Origin of the sequence: Nitratireductor arenosus, from assembly GCF_009742725.1 — a bacterium.
In the GTDB taxonomy this organism is placed as follows: Bacteria; Pseudomonadota; Alphaproteobacteria; order Rhizobiales; family Rhizobiaceae; genus Mangrovimarina; species Mangrovimarina arenosa.
Window position 1 is genome coordinate 598,639 of record NZ_WPHG01000002.1, and the last position, 19,294, is coordinate 617,932.

18 protein-coding genes are annotated in these 19,294 nt (G+C 64.6%); 11 read left to right on the forward strand and 7 right to left on the reverse strand.

Translation table 11 applies throughout. The annotated features are described in order from the left end of the window. Nucleotides 1-25: 25 nt before the first annotated feature. Together GN330_RS09840 and ilvA are read right to left on the reverse strand one after the other, a co-directional pair. On the reverse strand, nucleotides 26-574 hold the full coding sequence (locus GN330_RS09840; RefSeq protein ID WP_156712495.1) for a DUF1697 domain-containing protein: 549 nt from the start codon (nucleotides 572-574) through the stop codon (nucleotides 26-28). Beyond that, on the reverse strand, nucleotides 571-1,842 hold the full coding sequence (ilvA, locus tag GN330_RS09845; protein ID WP_343040516.1) for a threonine ammonia-lyase IlvA: 1,272 nt from the start codon (nucleotides 1,840-1,842) through the stop codon (nucleotides 571-573). Before ilvA ends, GN330_RS09840 begins: the two co-directional genes overlap by 4 nt. A gap of 129 nt (nucleotides 1,843-1,971) precedes the next feature. Here ilvA and GN330_RS09850 point away from each other — a divergent pair, with 129 nt between their 5' ends. The 3 genes from GN330_RS09850 to GN330_RS09860 all read left to right on the forward strand — a co-directional run bounded on the left by GN330_RS09850 (nucleotide 1,972) and on the right by GN330_RS09860 (nucleotide 5,118). Next, nucleotides 1,972-3,429 carry a TrkH family potassium uptake protein gene (locus tag GN330_RS09850; protein ID WP_343040517.1) on the forward strand — a complete coding sequence of 486 codons (1,458 nt, stop codon included), beginning with the start codon at nucleotides 1,972-1,974 and terminating at the stop codon, nucleotides 3,427-3,429. 193 nt (nucleotides 3,430-3,622) lie between these two features. Then, complete coding sequence (locus tag GN330_RS09855) at nucleotides 3,623-4,747, forward strand: alpha/beta hydrolase (protein WP_156712496.1); 1,125 nt, start codon at nucleotides 3,623-3,625, stop codon at nucleotides 4,745-4,747. 11 nt (nucleotides 4,748-4,758) lie between these two features. Continuing rightward, complete coding sequence (locus GN330_RS09860; protein ID WP_246188605.1) at nucleotides 4,759-5,118, forward strand: VOC family protein; 360 nt, start codon at nucleotides 4,759-4,761, stop codon at nucleotides 5,116-5,118. Here GN330_RS09860 and ade read toward each other — a convergent pair whose 3' ends face one another. Beyond that, nucleotides 5,119-6,936 carry an adenine deaminase gene (gene ade / locus GN330_RS09865; protein ID WP_156712498.1) on the reverse strand — a complete coding sequence of 606 codons (1,818 nt, stop codon included), beginning with the start codon at nucleotides 6,934-6,936 and terminating at the stop codon, nucleotides 5,119-5,121. A 185-nt stretch (nucleotides 6,937-7,121) separates the two neighbouring features. On the opposite strand from ade, the gene GN330_RS09870 reads away from it, so the two are divergent. Then, nucleotides 7,122-7,358, forward strand: a complete 237-nt coding sequence (locus GN330_RS09870) for a hypothetical protein (RefSeq protein ID WP_156712499.1) — start codon at nucleotides 7,122-7,124, stop codon at nucleotides 7,356-7,358. A gap of 80 nt (nucleotides 7,359-7,438) precedes the next feature. Here GN330_RS09870 and GN330_RS09875 read toward each other — a convergent pair whose 3' ends face one another. Further along, nucleotides 7,439-7,693 (reverse strand): GlsB/YeaQ/YmgE family stress response membrane protein, encoded by a 255-nt coding sequence (locus GN330_RS09875; RefSeq protein ID WP_156712500.1) that lies wholly within the window; start codon nucleotides 7,691-7,693, stop codon nucleotides 7,439-7,441. Between the two features lie 48 nt (nucleotides 7,694-7,741). Here GN330_RS09875 and GN330_RS09880 point away from each other — a divergent pair, with 48 nt between their 5' ends. From GN330_RS09880 to GN330_RS09890, 3 genes are all read left to right on the forward strand, one after another. After that, on the forward strand, nucleotides 7,742-8,014 hold the full coding sequence (locus GN330_RS09880; RefSeq protein WP_156712501.1) for a hypothetical protein: 273 nt from the start codon (nucleotides 7,742-7,744) through the stop codon (nucleotides 8,012-8,014). A 42-nt stretch (nucleotides 8,015-8,056) separates the two neighbouring features. Next, complete coding sequence (locus GN330_RS09885; RefSeq protein WP_156712502.1) at nucleotides 8,057-8,299, forward strand: hypothetical protein; 243 nt, start codon at nucleotides 8,057-8,059, stop codon at nucleotides 8,297-8,299. A 514-nt stretch (nucleotides 8,300-8,813) separates the two neighbouring features. Further along, nucleotides 8,814-9,440, forward strand: coding sequence for a LysE family translocator (locus GN330_RS09890; RefSeq protein ID WP_156712503.1), 627 nt, complete (start codon nucleotides 8,814-8,816; stop codon nucleotides 9,438-9,440). Between the two features lie 146 nt (nucleotides 9,441-9,586). Here the strand turns inward: GN330_RS09890 and xth are convergent, their stop codons facing one another. Next, on the reverse strand, nucleotides 9,587-10,363 hold the full coding sequence (gene xth, locus GN330_RS09895) for an exodeoxyribonuclease III (RefSeq protein ID WP_156712504.1): 777 nt from the start codon (nucleotides 10,361-10,363) through the stop codon (nucleotides 9,587-9,589). A gap of 123 nt (nucleotides 10,364-10,486) precedes the next feature. Here xth and GN330_RS09900 point away from each other — a divergent pair, with 123 nt between their 5' ends. Then, on the forward strand, nucleotides 10,487-11,857 hold the full coding sequence (locus tag GN330_RS09900) for a uracil-xanthine permease family protein (RefSeq protein ID WP_156712505.1): 1,371 nt from the start codon (nucleotides 10,487-10,489) through the stop codon (nucleotides 11,855-11,857). A gap of 57 nt (nucleotides 11,858-11,914) precedes the next feature. Here the strand turns inward: GN330_RS09900 and GN330_RS09905 are convergent, their stop codons facing one another. Together GN330_RS09905 and erpA are read right to left on the reverse strand one after the other, a co-directional pair. Then, nucleotides 11,915-12,535 carry an SH3 domain-containing protein gene (locus GN330_RS09905; protein ID WP_156712506.1) on the reverse strand — a complete coding sequence of 207 codons (621 nt, stop codon included), beginning with the start codon at nucleotides 12,533-12,535 and terminating at the stop codon, nucleotides 11,915-11,917. A gap of 146 nt (nucleotides 12,536-12,681) precedes the next feature. Then, complete coding sequence (erpA, locus tag GN330_RS09910; RefSeq protein ID WP_156712507.1) at nucleotides 12,682-13,032, reverse strand: iron-sulfur cluster insertion protein ErpA; 351 nt, start codon at nucleotides 13,030-13,032, stop codon at nucleotides 12,682-12,684. Between the two features lie 85 nt (nucleotides 13,033-13,117). Between erpA and GN330_RS09915 the strand changes: the two genes are divergently transcribed. The 3 genes from GN330_RS09915 to GN330_RS09925 all read left to right on the forward strand — a co-directional run bounded on the left by GN330_RS09915 (nucleotide 13,118) and on the right by GN330_RS09925 (nucleotide 19,269). Next, nucleotides 13,118-14,341, forward strand: coding sequence for a deoxyguanosinetriphosphate triphosphohydrolase (locus GN330_RS09915; RefSeq protein ID WP_156712508.1), 1,224 nt, complete (start codon nucleotides 13,118-13,120; stop codon nucleotides 14,339-14,341). A 49-nt stretch (nucleotides 14,342-14,390) separates the two neighbouring features. Continuing rightward, nucleotides 14,391-16,148: an arginine--tRNA ligase gene (gene argS, locus GN330_RS09920; protein WP_156712509.1), complete on the forward strand. Its 1,758-nt coding sequence runs from the start codon at nucleotides 14,391-14,393 to the stop codon at nucleotides 16,146-16,148. Between the two features lie 103 nt (nucleotides 16,149-16,251). After that, nucleotides 16,252-19,269 (forward strand): SPOR domain-containing protein, encoded by a 3,018-nt coding sequence (locus GN330_RS09925; protein ID WP_156712510.1) that lies wholly within the window; start codon nucleotides 16,252-16,254, stop codon nucleotides 19,267-19,269. Nucleotides 19,270-19,294 lie beyond the last annotated feature (25 nt).

Below are 19,294 nucleotides of genomic sequence, written 5' to 3' on the forward strand. Positions count from 1 at the left end.
TTTTCCGACAATCCGGTCTTGCCGATCACGCAGCCCTGGCAGCCGCCCGCGCCAGGTCGCCCAGTCTGACGACCGTGTTCCAGTTGCGGGCGGTGTTGGGAACCTTGATGCCTTTGTCGAACTTTGCCGCCAGCTTCGAGAGCCCGAAGCCGTGCGGGGTATGGAGATAGGCGACCCGGTCGACGACGGCGATGCTTTCGCCGTCGACGGCGTGAACGCGCAGGGCGGTCACGTCGGCGGCCTTGGGCTCGGCGCCAAGAACAGCGGCGTGCAGGTATTTTCCCGCCCCGGTCGCCTCGGGGAACGGGTTTTGCGCGATCAGCCGCTCCCATTCGGCAAGGGAAACGAGGTGGATATCCTTCTCGAAGCCGAATTCGCGTGCGCAAATCTCGCTGATCGCGGCACGCACCGTTTCGCGCGAACGTTCGCTCACCACAACGGCGTTGCCGCTGTTGATATAAGTCGCGACATGGCGAAAGCCTGCTTCGGCGAGCTTGTCGCGCAAGGGCTTGACCGGCAGTAGCGTCTTGCCGCCGACGCCGCGGAACAGGACGATCCAGACCGTGTCGCTCATATGATGAAGCCCGCCAGAACCTCGTTGTCGGTGATGTCCTGATAGGACCAGCCGGCCTGGTCGAAGCGTTTTCGCAGCGCGGCGAAATTCTTCTTCTGCCTGGTCTCGATGCCGATCAGCACCGAGCCGAAATTGCGCGCCGACTTCTTCAGATATTCGAACCGCACGATGTCGTCCTCGGGGCCGAGCAGTTCAAGAAAATCGCGCAGCGCGCCCGGGCGCTGGGGAAAGCGGAAGACGAAATATTTCTTCAGTCCCTCGAAACGCAGCGCGCGCTCCTTCACGTCGGGCAGGCGCTCGAAGTCGAAATTGCCGCCCGATACGACCGCGACCACGGTCTTGCCCTTCAACTCCTTGCGCGAAAAATCCTTGAGCGTGTCGATGGTGAGCGCGCCGGCGGGTTCCAACACCACGCCTTCGACATTGAGCATTTCGATCATGGTCGCGCACAGTCTGTTTTCGGGAACCAGACGCACGTCCGAGGCGGCGAAGCCCTTCAACCGGCGAAACGGTTCGCGCCCGATCTCGGCTACGGCCGCGCCGTCGACGAAATTGTCGACACGGGCAAGTTTGACCCGGCGTCCGGCTTCCAGGCTCCTTCTGAGGCTCGGCGCGCCGTCCGGCTCGGCGAACACGAAGCGCGTCGACCAGTCGTTGACCGCGCCGTAGCGCGTCACGCCGGCGGCAAGCCCGCCGCCGCCGACGGGCAGCAGCATCAAGTCCGGCACCCCATCCGGCATCTGGCGCGCGATTTCGAGTGCCACCGTCGCCTGGCCCTCGATAATGTCGGGATGGTCGAAGGGCGGCACCATCAGCGCTCCGGTCTCGGCCGCATATGCCAGAGCGGCGGCCAGGCAGTCGTCGAAAAAGTCGCCGGTCAGGCGAATGTCGATGAACTCCCCGCCAAACGTCGTCGTCTTGTCGACCTTCTGCCGCGGCGTCGTCACCGGCATGTAAATCACGCCGGGCTTGCGCATCTGGCGGCAGACATGGGCGAAACCCTGGGCGTGGTTGCCGGCCGAGGCGCACACGAAGGATTGCGGCGCGTCGGGACGCGCGAGCGCCTTGCGGAAGAAATTATAGGCTCCGCGGAGCTTGTACGAGCGCACCGGGGTCAAGTCCTCGCGCTTCAAAAAGACGCGCGCGCCGGTCTTGCGCGACAGGTGCGCGTTTTCCTGCAGCGGCGTTTCGGCAAACAGCGCGCGCAAGGCCTCGGCGGCTTCCTCGACGCCGGTGCCGAAGCCGGCGAGCCCAGAGTTATCGACCACGATCCGTCCCGTCTCCCGGTTGCGCCTTCGCGCCCTATTGCATAAAAGGCCGCGTCCCGCCACTGTCGGCGCGCCAAGACGACGGGGTCCGGCAGGCCAGGCCGCCGCTTAGATCGGGGTTTGCTTTTCGTGCAGAGCTTCGCCTTCCGCGCCGCGATCCATATAGCCGCGATATTCGGGATCTACCTGTCGCTGGCGATGTTGATTCCGGCCTTCGTCGACCTCTACCAGGGCAATCCGGACTGGCGGGTGTTCGCGCTGTCGGCGTTTTTTACCGGCGGGCTGTCGCTCGCCGTCGCGCTCGCCACCCAGGGCAAGCCGCCGCCTGTCTCATCGCGGTTCGGCTTCCTGATGGTCAATCTGCTGTGGGCGACCACCGCGATGGTCGGCGCGGTGCCGTTCCTGGCCTCGTCCTTGGAAATGTCGCTTGCCGACGCCGTGTTCGAATCGGTGTCGGCGACCACGACCACCGGCAGCACGGTGCTGAGCGGGCTCGATTTCCTGCCGCCGGGGCTGCTGTTGTGGCGATCGATCCTGCAATGGATGGGCGGCCTCGGCGTGATCGCGCTCGGCCTGTTCATCCTGCCGTTCCTCAATGTCGGCGGCGTGTCCTATTTCAAGATCGAATCGACCGATATCGAGGATCGCCCGTTCGAGCGGCTGTCGACCTTCACGATCAGCCTGATCAGCATCTATTCGGCGCTGACGCTCGCCTGCGGGATCGCCTACGCGGCTGCCGGCATGAGCGGTTTCGACGCGCTCAACCACGCCTTGACCACCATCTCGACGGCCGGGTTTTCCACCCATGACGCCTCGTTCGGCTATTTCGCCCACAATTCGGCGATCCTGTGGATCGCGATCGTGTTCATGTTCATCGGCGCGCTGCCGTTTTCGATCCTGATCCTGTTCATGGTGCGGGGCCGGCTCGACGCTCTGCGCGACCCGCAGGTCCGCGTGTTCGCCGGTTATGTGGTGTTCTTCGCGGTGGCGACCGCCATTTATACGCGCATCACCACCGGTGCGCCGTTCTTCGAGACCCTGACGCACACCACCTTCAATTTCATGTCGTTGATCACCACGACCGGTTATTCGACGCATGATTATACGTCCTGGGGGCCGTTCGTCGTCGCCTGCGCCTTCGTTGCCACCTTCCTCGGCGGCTGCTCCGGTTCGACCTGCGGCGGTATCAAGGCCTACCGCTTCATCATCCTGTTTGAATTGATGGCCAACGGCCTGCGCCGCCTGGTTTATCCGAGTTCGGTGCAGACGGTGCGCTACGGCGATCGGCCGGTCGACGACGACATGCAGCGCGCCGTGGTTTTGTTCATCTCGTCGTTTTTCGTGCTGTGGGCGATCGCCACCGTGCTCCTGTCGGCGACCGGTCTCGACCTGATTACCGCAATGACCGGTGCGCTGACTGCGCTCACCAATGTCGGTCCGGGGCTCGGCGACTATATCGGCCCGGCCGGCAATTTCGCGCCGCTGCCGGACGTGGCGAAGTGGATCCTGTCGCTCGCCATGATGCTCGGCCGTCTGGAGATTCTGGCTGTGCTGGTGATCTTCACGCCGGTGTTTTGGGCCCGCTGAGCGACGCACCGAATCCGCCGGTCGCCGGGCAAATCCGTGACAGCGCGCAAGACAACGTGTTCGTCCGCACCCCTTATTGCCGTCATGACGGGTAGACGCGGCCTGGACGATCTGCTTATCGAAACGGCACAGTCATGGAGGTCGGGTCCTGTCGGTCACAGCGAAATTCCTGAAATGTCTCGCTACCGGTCTCATGGTCGCCTTGCTCGCGGGCTGCGCCAACAAGGGCGCGCATCTTCTGGTCGGCACCGAGACGGTGTCGGCGACCGCGGCAGAGATCGCCGGCGAGCACCGGCTGTTCGTTGCCACAACCCGCCAGCGTTCGGCCGAACCTCGCGAGGTGTTCGACGGCGAACGCTCGCTGACGCTGAGCTATGCCGTGACCGACGTGACCGTGCCGGCGGTCCACAAAACCGGCGCGCTTGAGCGGCCGAAAAACAGTACGCGCGATCCGGCCAAGTATTTTACCGCCACCGGTGTCGGCGGCTATGAGGACGAGGCGGCCTTCCAGGCCGGGCTTGCCAAGGCGATCGCTGCGCGCGGGGGCAGGGCGCTGGTCTTCATCCACGGCTACAACACCCGTTTCGACGATGCCGTCTACCGCCTGACCCAGATCGTGCACGATGCCGGTTACGACGGTGCGCCGGTGCTTTTTACCTGGGCTTCGCGCGGGCGCACGGTCGACTATGTCTATGACCGCGATTCCGCCACCACCGCCCGCGACGGTCTGGAACGCACGCTGCGGCTGGTGCGCCGCGCCGGCGCGCAGCGCATCGACATCATCGCTCACTCGATGGGCAACTGGCTGACGCTGGAGGCGCTGCGCCAACTCGCGATTTCCGGCGATCGCGATATTGGCGGCAAGCTCGGCGACGTGGTGCTGGCGTCGCCGGATGTCGATGTCGACGTGTTCAAGAGCCAGATGAAGCGCTACGGCAAGCCGGACAAACCGTTTTTTGTCATGCTTTCGCAAAACGACCGGGCATTGAACCTGTCCGGCCTGATCGCCGGCAACCGGCCCAGGCTCGGCGAATATGCCGACGCCGACGATATCGCCAGCTACGGCATCGTCGTCGTCAACGTCACCGACGTCGAAGCGGGAGACCGGCTCAACCATACCAAATTCGCCGACAACCCGGTGCTGGTGAAGCTGATCGGCGACCGGTTGAAGGCCGGCGACACGTTCGTGCAGCGCCGCACCGATCTTGCCGGCAATATCGAAAACCTCGCCAAGGGGCTCGGCCAGACCGCCGTTTCGGCCGCCAGCATCGTCATCACCACGCCTGCCGAGGTTCTTTCGACCGTGGGGGTGGAGTGATGATGGAGGCCATGCGCGGTTCCGCACATGTGCTCGCCGTGCCCGACGCGGAGCGGACCGCGCGCTGGTGGGTCGAGGTGATGGGGTTCGAGATCGCCGGCCAACCCGAGGGCTGGGTGTTCGTGCGCTCGGGAAAGGTGACCATCATGCTCGGCAGTTGTCCGGACGAGATCCATCCGCGCGATCTGGGCGACCACCAATATTTCGGCTATCTCGAGGTGGCCGATGTCGACGCCTGGTTTGACGCGGTTTCGAGCCGCGGCGCCGACATTCTGTTTCCGCCCGCAGACCGGCCCTGGGGCATGCGCGAGTTTGGCGTGCGCACGCCCGACGGCCACCGTTTCATGGTCGGAGCGACGCTCGCCGGCTGATCACACGAACAGATCCACCTTCTCGAACTTCGTCACGTCGATAATGCCGAGGTCGGAGATCCTGAGCTCTGGGATGACGACCAGCGCCAGCAGTGAGTGCTGCATGTAGGCGTTGTTGAGCGAGCAGCCCATGTCGCGCATCGCCGCTGACAGTTTTTCGGCCTTGGTGGCGACGATCTCGGCGCGCTCGTCCGACATCAGCCCGGCGATCGGCATTTCCACCAGCGCCAACTCCTTGCCCTTCGAAACCATCACCACCCCGCCTCCGACCTGGCCGAGCCGGTTGGCGGCAAGGGCCATGTCGTCCTTGTTGGTGCCGACCACGATCATGTGATGCGAATCGTGCGCGACGGTGGAGGCCATCGCGCAGTCCTCGGTATAGCCGAAGCCCGACACGAAGCCGTTGACGACCGCGCCGCTGCCCTTGTGGCGCTCGACCAGCGCGATCTGGCAGACATCGTTGCGCCGGTCCATTGCCACGATGCCGTCCTCGACCGCAAGGTCGGCCTCCAGCGCCCTGGTCGGGGCCTGATTTTCGATCACGCCGATCACGCGGGCGCGCACTTCGGCGCTGTTGTCGGGGGCGGGAATGTCGAAATCGGCCGCGGCGAACGTCTTGCCGAGCCTGACCGTGTCGCGCGCGCTCGCCGGATAGGGGTAGGGAGCGATCTCGACTTCGAGCCGGCCGGCCTTGGCTAGCCTGACGCCGCGCGCGAACACCTCGTCGATTTCAAGCGTGGCGAGATCGGAGACGATCAGTACGTCGGCGAGCCGGCCGGGCGCGATCGAGCCGAGCTCGCGTTCGAGCCTGAAATGCTGGGCGGTGTTGATCGTCGCCATCTGGATGGCGGTCACCGGGGCCAGCCCCTGCGCGATCGCATGGCGCACGACGCGGTCCATATGGCCCTCATTGACCAGCGTACCGGAATGGCTGTCATCGGTGCACAGGATGAAATTGCGCGGATCGAGGCCCTTTTCCGTCACCGCCTTGATCTGCTCGGCGACGTCGTACCAGGCCGAACCCAGTCTCAGCATCGCCTTCATGCCCTGACGCACGCGGGCGATGGCGTCCTCGGCGCGCGTGCCTTCATGGTCGTCTTCGGGCCCACCGGCGACATAGCCGTGAAAGGCCCGGCCGAGATCGGGCGAGGCGTAGTGGCCGCCGACCGTGCGCCCGGCCGCAACGGTCGCGGCGATTTCGCCGGTCATGGTAGGGTTGTTGGCGGCCACGCCGGGAAAATTCATCACCTCGCCGAGCCCGATGATGTTTTGCCATCCCATCGCCTCGGCGATATCGGCGGGGCCGAGTTGTGCGCCGGCGTTTTCCAGCCCGGGTGCGGAGGGCACGCAGGACGGCATCTGCACGAAGACGTTGATCGCCTGCGCGGCCGCCTCGTCGTGCATCAGCCTCACCCCCTCGACCCCCAGCACATTGGCGATCTCGTGCGGATCGATGAACATCGACGTGGTGCCGCGCGGAATGACGGCGCGGCAGAATTCGGTCACCGTCACCATGCCGCTTTCAACATGCATATGCGCGTCGCACAGGCCGGGCACGAGATAGCGGCCGGCTGCGTCGACGACCTTGGTGCCTTCGCCGATGGCGTGACTGGCATCGGGCCCGCAATAAGCGAAGCGGCCGGCCACGATCGCCAGATCGGTGACCGGTATCACCTCGCCGGAATGAACGTTCACCCAGCGCCCGTTGCGGATCACCAGATCGGCCGCGCGCCGGCCCATGGCGACGTCGACCAGCAGCGGTGCGACTTCGGTCCAGGGTTGCGGCTTGCGGTTCTGGGGTGAGGGCGATGCGGCCATGATCGGATCTCCTTGTTGGCGCACTGTGCCAACAGCCGCGCACAAGCGCCAGTCGCAAGCGGGCGAAAGGCCGAAAAGATGGACAACTTCCCGCCGCTGGCCGCTGTTCGGCGCGCCGGGTTGCCCTGCTGGAGGAACCGGCGCTTGTCCGGCCGCGTTGTTCCCTCAAAGGGAAGGATCTTTCGATGCGAACGCGGACCTATATGGCGGGCATGATCGGCTTGATGGTCAATGCGGTTTTGTTCGGGGTTGGCGTGGTGACCGTGCTGTCAGTACCGGCCCTGAGCGCTTGGGCGACTTATCTGCTTCCGGCGGTTGTCGTCGTCAGTCTCGCGCTGACGCCCTTCATCGCCTGGCGGATCGCGCCATTGTTGCGCGCAAGGCGAGGTGAGCGGTCGAAGGACGTCGTTGGAACGCGCTGACTGCCCGGCTTCGACGGTTTTGACAAGAAAGCGGCCAGCCTCGTGAAGAGACCGGCCGTTTCCGGTGTCTGTGCGACGCCTTAGCTCGATTTCACCAATTTGATGATCACCAGCAGGATCACCGCGCCGATCGTGGCGTGGATGATGGCGGCGAGGATGCCGCCGCCCAGCGAGATGCCGATCGCGGGAAACAGGAACCCGGCGATGAAGGCGCCGACGATGCCGACGACGATGTTTCCAAGCAGGCCGAAGCCGAAGCCTTTGACGATCAGTCCGGCGAGCCAGCCGGCGATGGCGCCGATGATGATGAAGACGATGAGACTCTCAATGCCCATATTCAGTTCCCTCCATTGGCTATGTGATGGAAGCAGAAAGCGCGCGTCATGTCGATCACCCACGCTCACAAGCCTGTGGGCTCTCCCGCGGTCGCGCGGGCATTCATTCCGCGTTCCGGCACGCGCGTTTTCGATGCCGCATTTCGCGCTTTCGGGCAGACAGGGAACCGATTTCGCGATCGCGAGTTTTCCTCGCAAGCAGTTCAAGCGGATACGGGGGACAGTACGATGCACAACAGTGCCCGGGAAGCGCGGCGGCTGAACGACCCGGTTTTCGGCCTGGCCGGATTTGTCGTCGTGATCGGCATGGCTACCGGTTGAGAACCCTCAGCACAGGTCACATTGAAAAGGAGAGATGCCGCCATGGAACAGGAACCTCGTGAGCGTACGACCATCGTCACCACAGGCAGCAGCGGGGCGGGCTGGTTCATCGTCGGCGGCGTGGTGGTGGCGCTGGTCATCGCTGCAATTCTGTTCGCCGGCGGGTTTTTCGAGGGATCGTCGACCGCTAGTATCGACGTGCCCGACAAGGTCACGATCGAGGTGCCCGATGTCGACGTTCAGCCCCCTGCGGACGATGCGCCGAAGCCGGAGCCGGCGCAGTGAGTAAGTGAAGAATTGAGCCCGGTGACCGGTTCTGCTAGCAGGGATGGCCACGCGGACGTGGTGGAATCGGTAGACACAAGGGACTTGAACGCAATCTGAGTGCACCGGGGGAAACGCCGGCTGTAGAACTGCTCAAATTCGGGGAACCCTGTCAGATGGCGATCCCGAGCCAAGCCCGACGATCAGACGATTCGGGAAGGTGTAGAGACTAGACGGGCAGCACCTAAGGCGACGCTAGGGTGAAGGTATAGTCCAGACCACAAACGCCCCGGCGGGGCGGCGGCGAAAGCCGTAGCTGGTATGAAAATCCCTCGGCTTCGGCCATGCGGGTTCGAGTCCCGCCGTCCGCACCATCCGGCCCGGGGGCGTTTTCCCGGCGTCAAAGAGACTTTTCAAAGAGATTGCAGGCGTCCGGAGGGACAGTCTCCGTGCAATAGGTGGCGGATCACGCTTGCTTTATTCAATGGCATTCGCTTTCCATTGGCGGCGAATACCATCGGAATGGCAACACCACATGGCGGACGGTCTGAATCTCTGGTTGATCTTGGGGGCTGCGTTCATCGCCGTCGCCAGTCCTGGTCCAGGCACCCTGGCGATTGCCGGTGCGTCGATGCGTGCGGGGCGGCGGAGCGGTCTGGCGCTTGCGTCGGGCATGACAACGGGCTCGTTCGTCCTGGGAACTTCAGCTGCCCTCGGACTGGGGACCCTCTTGGCGGCCAATCAGGTGTTTTTTGAGATATTCCGATACGTTGGTTCGGGCTATTTGCTCTATCTGGCGTATCGGTCCCTCAGGGCGTTCCTTTCCACGGGGCCAAGCGAATATCGAGGCAGAACGTCGACCTCCTTGCGCTCCGCATATCTCACCGGTTTGGCGATCCACCTCACGAATCCGAAGGCCATTCTGTTCTTCGGTGCGCTTTACGCGATAGGAGTTCCGGCAGATGTCACTGCACCGGGGTTGGCGGTCGTGGTCGTTGCGGTGAGCCTGCAGACCATGCTCATTCTCCACGCTTACGCGCTTTTGCTTTCCATGCCGAAGGTGATGAAAACATATGTCAGAGCAAGGAAGTGGTTCGAAGGGCTGTTCGCATTGATCTTTGGAGCCGCTGGTCTGCGGATTTTTCTTTCGAGGATGAATTAGGGGCGCCCGGAAGACGATCCCAGCAGGTCGAATATGCCTACGGTCCTATGTCGGTTCTGTCCGCCCTGCAACGGTTCCACGAACGCCTTGGCGGCGTGTCGCCTGGGCCACGCGAGGGGGCCGGCCTGTCACGCCGGTCTCTCCCCTCAGGCGAGCTCGATAACCACCGGCACGTGATCGGAGGGTTTTTCCCAGGCGCGGAGATGTTTTTCAACCGACGCGCCGGCCAGCCGGTCGGCGGCCTCAGGCGACAGCATCAGATGGTCGATACGAATGCCGTTGTTCTTTTGCCAGGCGCCGGCCTGATAATCCCAGAACGTGTAGAGCACGTCGTCGCTGACGGCGCGCACCGCGTCGGTGTAACCCAGATGGCACAGGCGGCGGAAGGCGCCGCGGCTTTCGGGCTGGAACAGCGCGTCGTCGACCCAGGCGTCCGGGTTCTTGGCGTCCTCGGGCTGCGGGATGACGTTGTAGTCGCCGGCCAGCACCAGCGGCTCCTCCAGGTCCAGCCGCTCGCGGGCCCATTTTTCCAGCCGTTCCATCCAGCCGAGCTTGTAGGGAAACTTTTCCGAACCGAGCGGATTGCCGTTCGGCAGATAAAGCGACACCACACGCACCACGCCCGTATCGGTCGAAAACACCCCTTCGATGAACCGGGCCTGCTGGTCGTCATCGTCGCCGGGCAGGCCGCGATTGACCTCGTCGAAGCGCAGCTTGGACAGGATCGCCACGCCGTTGAAGCCTTTCTGGCCATGGGTTTCGACATGGTAGCCGAGTGCTTCGATATCGGCGCGCGGAAAAAGCTCGTCGACCGATTTGATCTCCTGGAGACAGGCGATGTCGGGCTGGCTGTCTTTGAGCCAGACGAGCAGATTGTCGATGCGCGCCTTGACGCCGTTGATGTTCCAGGTCGCGATTTTCATGGTTATATTGCCGATCTTTCAAATTTTACTTGATGGTCAGCGACGCCGAAGTCGGGAATGGTCGTCCATTGCCCGAAAAACAATCTCAAAACAAACGGGCGTTGAGAAGAGGGGACAGCTATCATGACTGACACGACGACCACCGAGGCGCCAAGTCCCGCGGGGCTCAGGCAGCGGCTCCGCGATCCCGATTACACGCCGCCGATCGCGCAGGCGGTGCCGCTCGGCATCCAGCACGTGCTGGCCATGTTCGTGTCGAACGTGACGCCGGCGATCATCGTCGCGGGGGCGGCGGGCTTCGGTTTCGGCTCCAATTCGCCCGACTTTCCCAACCTGATCTACATGATCCAGATGTCGATGCTGTTTGCCGGCATCGCCACCTTGTTCCAGACGATCGGCATGGGGCCGGTCGGCGGGCGCCTGCCGATCGTGCAGGGCACGAGCTTCGCCTTCCTGCCGGTAATGATCCCAGTCGTGGCCGGTGGGGGTGTCGCGGCGATGGGCGCGCTGATGGGCGGCGTCCTGATCGGCGGCATTTTCCACTTCTTTCTCGGCACCTTCATCGGCCGGTTGCGTTTCGCGCTGCCGCCCCTGGTGACCGGGCTGATCGTGCTGATGATCGGGCTTGCCCTGATCAAGGTCGGCATCCAGTACGCGGCCGGCGGCGTGCCGCTGATCGGCAAACCCGAATATGGCAGCCTGGCCAATTGGAGCGTCGCCCTGGTGGTGATCGTGGTGACGCTGCTTCTGAAATTCTTCGCCAAGGGCATGTGGTCGATCGCGGCGGTGCTGCTCGGCCTGATCGCCGGTTATGTCGTGGCGCTGATGATGGGCATGGTGAATTTCGGCAATGTCGGCAATGCCGGCTGGGTCGCCGTGCCGATGCCGTTCAAATGGGGCTTCGAACTGTCGGCCGCCGCAATCATCGGCATGTGCTTCATGGCCGTCATCTCGGCAATCGAGACGGTGGGCGACGTGTCGGGCATCACCAAGGGCGGTGCCGGCCGCGAGGCGACCGACCGCGAAATTTCCGGCGCCACCTATGCCGACGGGCTCGGAACGGCGATCGCGGGCATTTTCGGCGGCTTGCCCAACACCTCCTTCAGCCAGAATGTCGGGCTGATTTCGATGACCGGCGTGATGAGCCGTCACGTCGTCACCTATGGCGCGATCTTCCTGATCCTGTGCGGGCTGATCCCCAAGGTCGGGGCGATCATCTCCACGATTCCGATCACCGTGCTCGGCGGCGGCGTGATCGTCATGTTCGGCATGGTGGCCGCAGCCGGCATCAACATGCTGTCCGACGTAAACTGGAACCGGCGCAACATGGTGATCTTCGCCGTGTCGCTGTCGGTCGGGCTCGGGCTGCAGCTCGAGCCGGGAGCGCTGCAGCATCTGCCCAGGACCGCGCAAATCCTGCTGACCTCGGGGCTGTTGCCGTCGGCCTTCCTGGCGGTCGTGCTTAACCTTTTGTTGCCGGAAGAACTCGACTGACAGGGAAGGACACGACTCGGGCCGTGTGATACGCGACCCGAGTCGCGACGCGCAATCCTAATGCCTGCGCCGTTCGCGCCTCAGTTCGCGGCGTTCCTGGCGCAGTTCTCGCCGGGCGTCGCGGACGGTGCGACGCTCGTCGCGGATGTTTTCGCCCGACCGGCGTGCGTCACGCAATTCGCGGCGCGCCTCACGTAAATCCTTGCGGGCGTCGCGCACGTCGCGCCGTTCACGGCGGATATCGGAGCGGTCGTGACGGCGATCACGGCGCCAGTCGGGCGCTGCGTCGCGATGGCGCGGTCCGTCGCGATAGCGCGGCCTGTCGCGGCCACGACGGTCATTGGTGTTGAATTCCAGACCGATGATCGGCAAGTCTATCGAGACGCCGACATCCGGTATCGGCCGGCGGTCGCCAGCCTGGCGATAGGCCAGATAGTTTCCCGAAACCCACCCGCGCGTGCCGCGCCAGCCGATATCGCACCAGTCATAACCGCGGCCGCAGCCGTAAACGATCACCCGCGAGCCGTCGGGAACCGTGTCGAAACGCTGATAGCCCGTACCCGGTCCGGTGCGGATATTGAGGTCGGTCGTCACGATGGCGTCGACGGCCGCGAGCGCCACCCCCGGCATTAAGAGGCCGGTCGCGAGGGTTCCGATCTTGAGTATTGTCTTCAGCACCTTGCCTTCTCCGTTGTTTGGCGTCCCTTGCCAGGGCGAACGGGGAAGGTTGGCGTTGGTTCCGGATTTTCAGCGGCGCGGGCGGTGAGCGCGGTTTTGGCCCGCGCGGGCGCGCAATCAATGCCTGCCGGCCGCGAAGGTCCGGTTCAGATCGAGAAGCTGGTTCCGCAGCCGCACGACGCGACGGCGTTGGGGTTTTTGATCTGGAAGGACTGGCCCATCAGGTCGTCGACGAAGTCGATCACCGAGCCGCCGAGATAGACGAGCGAAATCTCGTCGATTAGAACGGTCGCGCCATCCTTCTCGATGGCCACGTCGTCGTCGTTGCGCGTATCGACCAAATCGAACGTGTAGGAAAAGCCCGAGCAGCCGCCGCCTTCGACGGCAACCCGCAGGGCCGTTTTGCCGGGTTCAGCCGCCATGATCCTGGCGATCCGCTTCGCTGCGGCGTCGGTCAGTTCGACGCCCTTCTTGCCTGCCAATGCGTCCGCGCCCATGGCGTCACCTTGTGTTCGCACTCGCACCATAGGTATGAAGCGTCATACCGCAAGTCAACCGGGCCGCAAGTCAACCGAGCGTTCCATGTCCAAACGCGTATCGCAATTTTCAGAGATCGGCTTCGGCTACAGGCCGCGCGCCCCCTATGCCTGCGATCCCGCCGCGACGCGCGGACGGTTTTATCGCGAACAGGAAAGCCCTACCCGCACGCCGTTCCAGCGCGACCGCGACCGCATCATCCACTCCACCGCTTTTCGCCGCCTGAAACACAAGACCCAGGTCTTCATCGCGCACGAGGCCGATCATTACCGCACACGGCTTACCCACTCCATCGAGGTCGCGCAGATTGCACGCGGCTTGGCGCGGGCCCTGCTGCTGGACGAGGACCTCGCCGAGGCGGTCGCCTTGGTGCATGATTTCGGCCATACCCCCTTCGGTCATACCGGCGAGGACGCGCTCAACGATATGATGGCGTTTGCCGGCGGGTTCGACCACAACGCCCAGTCGCTGCGCGTCGTCACCAGGCTGGAGAGCCGCTACGCCGAATTCGACGGCCTCAACCTGAGCTGGGAGACGCTTGAAGGGCTGGTCAAGCACAACGGTCCGCTGGTCAACGACAAAGGCGAGGGGCTCGTTGGCCCGCTGCCGCGCACGATCGGCGATTTCGACGGGCTGTTTCCGCTCGATCTCGCCTCCCATGCCTCGCTCGAGGCGCAGGCCGCCGCGATCGCCGACGACATCGCCTATGACGCGCACGATATCGACGACGGCCTGCGCTCGGGCCTGCTGACGCTCGACATGCTGGAGGAGGTGCCCTTCACCGCCGCCATTCTGGCGGAAGTGCGCGCGCTTTATCCCGGGCTCGACCCGGTGCGCACCGGCCACGAACTAATGCGCCGCCAGATCACGCGCATGGTCGAGGATGTCATCGTGACCGCCCGCGACCGGCTCGCCGCGCTGAAACCGGCAAGCAGCGGCGAAGTGCGCGCGGCGGGTGAGACGATCATCCGATTTTCGGCGGCGATGCGCGCGGCAGAGAAGGACCTCAAGGCGTTCTTGTACGCCAATCTCTACCGCCATCCGGACGTGATGGAGGTGCGTGCCGGCGCCGAACGTATCGTGCGCGACTTGTTCGCAACCTATTTCGCCGACCCGGCCGCGATGCCGGAGGGCTGGCGCGACGTTCTCGATCGTGCCGACGAGGTGGTCAAAGCCCGCCATGTCGCCGATTTCCTGGCCGGCATGACAGATACCTACGCGATCAAGGAGCATCGGCGCTTGTTTGACCGCACGCCCGAGATCGGATAGGGCCTCGCCCAGCCCAAGCTGGCCCCTGTTTTCACCCGGACGCTGACCCATGAACATCTTTGCCGATTTCCGCGATCGGATCACGAAGGCCATCGATTCGCTCGACCTTCAGCCCGTTTCGGGCGGTCCGCTGGATTATTCGCGCCTGACAGTCGAGCCGCCGCGTGACGCCGCCCACGGGGATATCGCCACCAATGCGGCGATGGTGCTGTCGAAGGCGGTCGGCGAAAACCCGCGCGCTCTCGCCGGGCGCATCGCCGAACGACTCGCCACCGAGCCGGAAGTGGCGGCCGTCGACGTGGCTGGTCCGGGTTTCATCAACCTGACGCTCGCTCACGGCTTCTGGCAGGCACGGCTGCGCGAGATGTTGGCCGCAGGCCGCGACTACGGCCGCTCGACGATCGGGACGGGGCGCAAGGTCAACGTCGAATATGTCTCGGCCAACCCGACCGGGCCGATGCATGTCGGCCATTGCCGGGGCGCGGTGGTTGGCGACACGCTGGCCAATTTGATGGGTTTCGCCGGCTTCGAGGTCACGAAGGAATACTACATCAACGACGCCGGCGCGCAGATCGACGTGCTCGCCCGCTCGGTGCTGTTGCGCTACCGCGAGGCGCTCGGCGAAAAGATCGGCGAGATCCCCGCCGGTCTCTATCCGGGCGACTATCTCCAGCCGGTCGGCAAGGCGCTGGCCGAAGAATACGGCCAATCCCTGCTTGGCATGGCCGAAGACAAGGCGCTCGGCCTGGTCAAGGACCGCACCATCGACGCGATGATGGACATGATCCGCGATGACCTCGCCGCGCTGAATGTCCGCCATGACGTGTTCTTTTCCGAACGCAGCCTGCACGCCGACGGCGCGCGCGGCATCCGCACCGCTATCGCCGACCTGACGATGAAGGGCCATGTTTATAAGGGCAAGCTGCCGCCGCCCAAGGGGCAGAAGCCGGAGGATTGGGAAGATCGCGAACAGACCCTGTTCCGCTCGACCGAAGTCGGCGACGACATCGACCGGCCGCTGGTGAAGTCGGACGGGGCCTTCACCTATTTCGCCGCCGACGTGGCCTACATGAAGGACAAATACGCCCGTGGCTTCGAAGAATTGATCTTCGTGCTCGGCGCCGACCATGGCGGCTACGTCAAGCGTCTGGAGGCTCTGGCCCGGGCGATCTCGGACGGTGGGATCAGTTTGACGGTGCTCTTGTGCCAACTGGTCAAGCTTTACCGCGACGGGGAGCCGGTGCGCATGTCCAAGCGCTCGGGCGAGTTCGTCACCCTGCGCGAAGTGGTCGACGAGGTCGGCCGTGATGCGATCCGCTTCATGATGCTTTATCGCAAGAGCGATGCGCCGCTTGATTTCGACTTCGCCAAGGTGACCGAACAGACGAAGGACAATCCCGTCTTCTACGTCCAGTACGCTTCGGCGCGTTCGCATTCGGTGTTCCGCCAGGCGGCCGAGCAGATCGGCGCCGGCGGGTTGGACCCGGCGTCCCTGTCGCAGGCGTCCGAACGGTTGACCGACGACGCCGAGATCGCGTTGGTCAAAAAGGTGGCCGAATATCCGCGGATGATCGAAGGCGCGGCACTTGCCCATGAGCCGCACCGGATCGCATTTTATCTCTACGACCTCGCCAGCCAGTTTCATGCATTGTGGAATCGCGGCACCGACAATGAAGACTTACGGTTTATTAAGGTTAATGACCCAGTCTTGACCCAGGCTAGACTGGGATTGGTGCAGGTGGTCTCCGATGTCTTGACGTCGGGGCTGGGCCTATTGGGAGCCGACGCGCCGGAAGAAATGCGCTAGGCGACCCGGTACTATCTGTCACCTTTTGCCCACAATGGGCTGGTAACGGCCAGAAACTCGCGGCGTTTTCAGCGTCCGAGTGAGTGTGAGTGCGGAAATGGGTATGGCAGACCTCAAGCAGTTGAAGGTGAAGCACGACGATGACTTCGCCGAAAACGATCCCCTGGCGGAACTGACCCGGATCATGGGCGGTATGCCGCAAGCAACCGGCGCGGGCGAGGTCGACGACGATTTCGGCATCGATCTCGAGCGCGAGCTGATGGGGGAGTTGGAGCAGGACGTCGAGCCGTACGCGAGGCATCCGCTCCAGCCCAGGGAGCCGGCACCGGACGAGCATGTCCTGCCGGATCTCGGCCAGTCCTTCGAGGACGAACTGGCGGCGGAATTTTCGGCCTCGCTGGAGTCAGTTGGCGATATGGGCGAGCACGAGGATGTAGACCGGGACGCGCCCGCTTATGACCAGACCGGCTACGGCGCGCGCGCCTATGACAGTCCCGTCCGCGCCCAGGCCGGCATTGCGCCGCCGACGGCCGATTTCGACCGGGCCGACGACGAGGCCGCGTTCGTCGATATGAATTTCACTGCCGCGCCTGCGGAACCGGCGTCCGGTCCCGTCCGCGCCGCTGGTCAAGCGAACGATTTTTTGACTGCTCAGCCACGTCACGGGCTGCAGGAGCCCGCCTCCGACGTGGCCGCCGATGCCGGCATAACCCGATCCGCGGGCGATGACGAGCCGGTGGGCTGGGGCGGCGAGCCGGATGCGGCGATCGCCGGCCGGGAACAGGACGCCGCGCCGACTGCGCCTGCTACCAATGAACCCGTCTTCGACCCCTTCGCCGAACTTGCGGCGATGGCACTGCCGCCTGCCGCTCCGGAACCGGAGCGGATTGCCGAAGCGTCACCGCGCGCCCGCAGCGAGGTACCGGGCGAACAGGAGGAGACGCAGGAATGGGCGGACGTGGATTTCGGCGAAATCCGGGATCGCGACGCAGCGATCGCCGAGGCGTCGATGACGGTCGAACCCGATCCGGTCGGGCAGGCGGAGATTGGACCCGGTGCGTCCGAAACCGACCCGCGTCCGCTTTGGGCGGACAGGCGCTTCGGCCCTTCCGATCTCGATGATGTCCAGGATGATGTGCTGGCGCATATGGAACTGGGTTTCGAACAGGCGGCGCCCCGCGCGGATCGGGCCGCACAGCCTGTAGCGTTCGATGGCGTGAACCCCGTCGAGATGCCGGTGGAACCGGAGGTGATGCAGTCTGCCTGGCAGGACGATCATGCGGTTGCGCAAATGCCGGTCGAACCGGCCGCGCCGAACAACGACACGAGCCAGGACGCTGCCGATTTGCGCGCCACCGGCGATGCCGATTGGACACAGGCGCAATCCGACCGGGCTGATTTTGACGCGGTTGTCTGGAACCGGCCGCAGCCTGTTCAGGCGGCGACGCATGTGGCACGTGCCGATCAGGCACCGCCAGCCGAGACGCCGCGCGCCGGCTTCGCCCGCGCCGCGGAAGCGCCCGCGATCGAAACGATGGACGTGCCGGAAGGCGGCGTGGAAATCGCCGACGAGACCGGTATTCCCGAACTCGTGCAGGAGGACGAACCCCGGCTCGACCTTGCCGACGAGCTCGACATGGAATTTGCCTCGGCTTTCGAGGAATTGAATCGCGACAAACCCGGCCTGTCTGAGCCGCAAGGCTGGTCGCGCGCCACCGACGCGGCATCGCTTGCCGCGGAACGGCGGGTCGCGGATGAGGCTGCGCACGACGATTTTGCGCTCGGGCTCGACGAAACCGATCTCGCCATCGACGACACGTTCGATTTCGGCGGCGCCGAACCGGACTATGATGATGGCGGGCAGTGGCGGCAGGACGGCTTCGACGACGCTCCCGGCCAGGAGGCCATGGCGGCCGAGTGGCCCGACGAGGCCTACCAGGTTCATGCGACCGACGAGACGGAGCTCGCATCCGCGTTCCATGGCGCGGCGCCGCACGCGGACGCGGCCGAGGAGGCGCCGCGTTCCGGCCGTCGCGGCCTGATGATCGCGGCGCTGGTCGCAGGCGTTGCCGTCGTCGGCGGTATCTCCGCTTTCGCGCTGTCGTGGGGATCGGGCGATCCCGAGGCCGCGCCGGCCATGGTTAAGGCCGATCCGTCACCGGTCAAGGTGCGGCCGGAAACGCCGGGCGGCGTGACCGTGCCGAACGAGGACAAGATCGTCTACGAGCGTGTCGCCGGCGGGGACGAGCCCGGCGCGCCGGCGCAGGAAAAACTGCTTTCGGCGGCGGAAGAGCCGGTCGATCTCGTCGTACGCGATGTCACACCGGTCGCGCCCGACGAGGCGGACGCTGCACCGGGCAAATCTGAAGACAGAATTGCACCGGAGACATCGAACCTGCCGGGCGTTGCCGGCGACGAGCCCGCGCTTGTCACGCCGCGCCGGGTGCGCACCATGATCGTCAAGCCGGACGGCACGCTGGTGCCACGCGACGAGCCGCTCGAGGTTGCCACGGCGGCCGAGGTTGAACCGGTGCCCGCGCCGCTTGAACCTCCGAAACCCGCGCCGGAACCGGTTGCTGCGGTGCCCGCACCCGAACCGGTCGCGCCGGCGCCGGAAGCCCCGGTCGCGCAGGATGGCGTCGGCAATGCCGAGGCTTCCGACAACACCGCGGCGCCGGCGCCGGCCGAAGCCGACAGCGCGCCGGTACGCGTGGTCGAGACCACGACGATACGGCAGTCCGGGACCCAGAAGGTTCCCGATCGCGGCCCGGTCGCGCCGACACGTCCGTCCGACCAGCCGGTCGAGATCGTCGGCAATACGCGTCAGGTCAATCGGGAAACCCAGGTCGCCGCGCTCGACACCCAGGCGCCCAAGCCGGGCGAATGGTCGATGCAGATCGCCTCGCAACCTTCGCCGGAAGGCGCGCAGCAAAGCTACGTCAATCTCGCCGGGCGCTACGGCTCGATCCTGAAGGGGCGCGGCGTCAACATCGTCAAGGCCGACATCGCCGGCAAGGGCACGTTCTGGCGAGTGCGCATCCCTGCGGGAAGCCGCGCCGAGGCGACCAGCCTGTGCGAGCAGTACAAGGCCGCCGGCGGGAGCTGTTTCGTCGCCAAATAATGGCGGCCGTTGGCGAAAAAACGTT

What these genes read in the sequence shown, in the direction of transcription:
- GN330_RS09840 (WP_156712495.1), bottom strand. Translation starts at nt 574, where the DNA reads ATGAGCGACACGGTCTGGATCGTCCTGTTCCGCGGCGTCGGCGGCAAG.
- GN330_RS09855 (WP_156712496.1), top strand. Translation starts at nt 3,623, where the DNA reads ATGGTCGCCTTGCTCGCGGGCTGCGCCAACAAGGGCGCGCATCTTCTG.
- GN330_RS09860 (WP_246188605.1), top strand. Translation starts at nt 4,759, where the DNA reads ATGCGCGGTTCCGCACATGTGCTCGCCGTGCCCGACGCGGAGCGGACC.
- ade (WP_156712498.1), bottom strand. Translation starts at nt 6,936, where the DNA reads ATGGCCGCATCGCCCTCACCCCAGAACCGCAAGCCGCAACCCTGGACC.
- GN330_RS09870 (WP_156712499.1), top strand. Translation starts at nt 7,122, where the DNA reads ATGCGAACGCGGACCTATATGGCGGGCATGATCGGCTTGATGGTCAAT.
- GN330_RS09875 (WP_156712500.1), bottom strand. Translation starts at nt 7,693, where the DNA reads ATGGGCATTGAGAGTCTCATCGTCTTCATCATCATCGGCGCCATCGCC.
- GN330_RS09880 (WP_156712501.1), top strand. Translation starts at nt 7,742, where the DNA reads ATGTCGATCACCCACGCTCACAAGCCTGTGGGCTCTCCCGCGGTCGCG.
- GN330_RS09885 (WP_156712502.1), top strand. Translation starts at nt 8,057, where the DNA reads ATGGAACAGGAACCTCGTGAGCGTACGACCATCGTCACCACAGGCAGC.
- GN330_RS09890 (WP_156712503.1), top strand. Translation starts at nt 8,814, where the DNA reads ATGGCGGACGGTCTGAATCTCTGGTTGATCTTGGGGGCTGCGTTCATC.
- xth (WP_156712504.1), bottom strand. Translation starts at nt 10,363, where the DNA reads ATGAAAATCGCGACCTGGAACATCAACGGCGTCAAGGCGCGCATCGAC.
- GN330_RS09900 (WP_156712505.1), top strand. Translation starts at nt 10,487, where the DNA reads ATGACTGACACGACGACCACCGAGGCGCCAAGTCCCGCGGGGCTCAGG.
- erpA (WP_156712507.1), bottom strand. Translation starts at nt 13,032, where the DNA reads ATGGGCGCGGACGCATTGGCAGGCAAGAAGGGCGTCGAACTGACCGAC.
- GN330_RS09915 (WP_156712508.1), top strand. Translation starts at nt 13,118, where the DNA reads ATGTCCAAACGCGTATCGCAATTTTCAGAGATCGGCTTCGGCTACAGG.
- argS (WP_156712509.1), top strand. Translation starts at nt 14,391, where the DNA reads ATGAACATCTTTGCCGATTTCCGCGATCGGATCACGAAGGCCATCGAT.
- GN330_RS09925 (WP_156712510.1), top strand. Translation starts at nt 16,252, where the DNA reads ATGGCAGACCTCAAGCAGTTGAAGGTGAAGCACGACGATGACTTCGCC.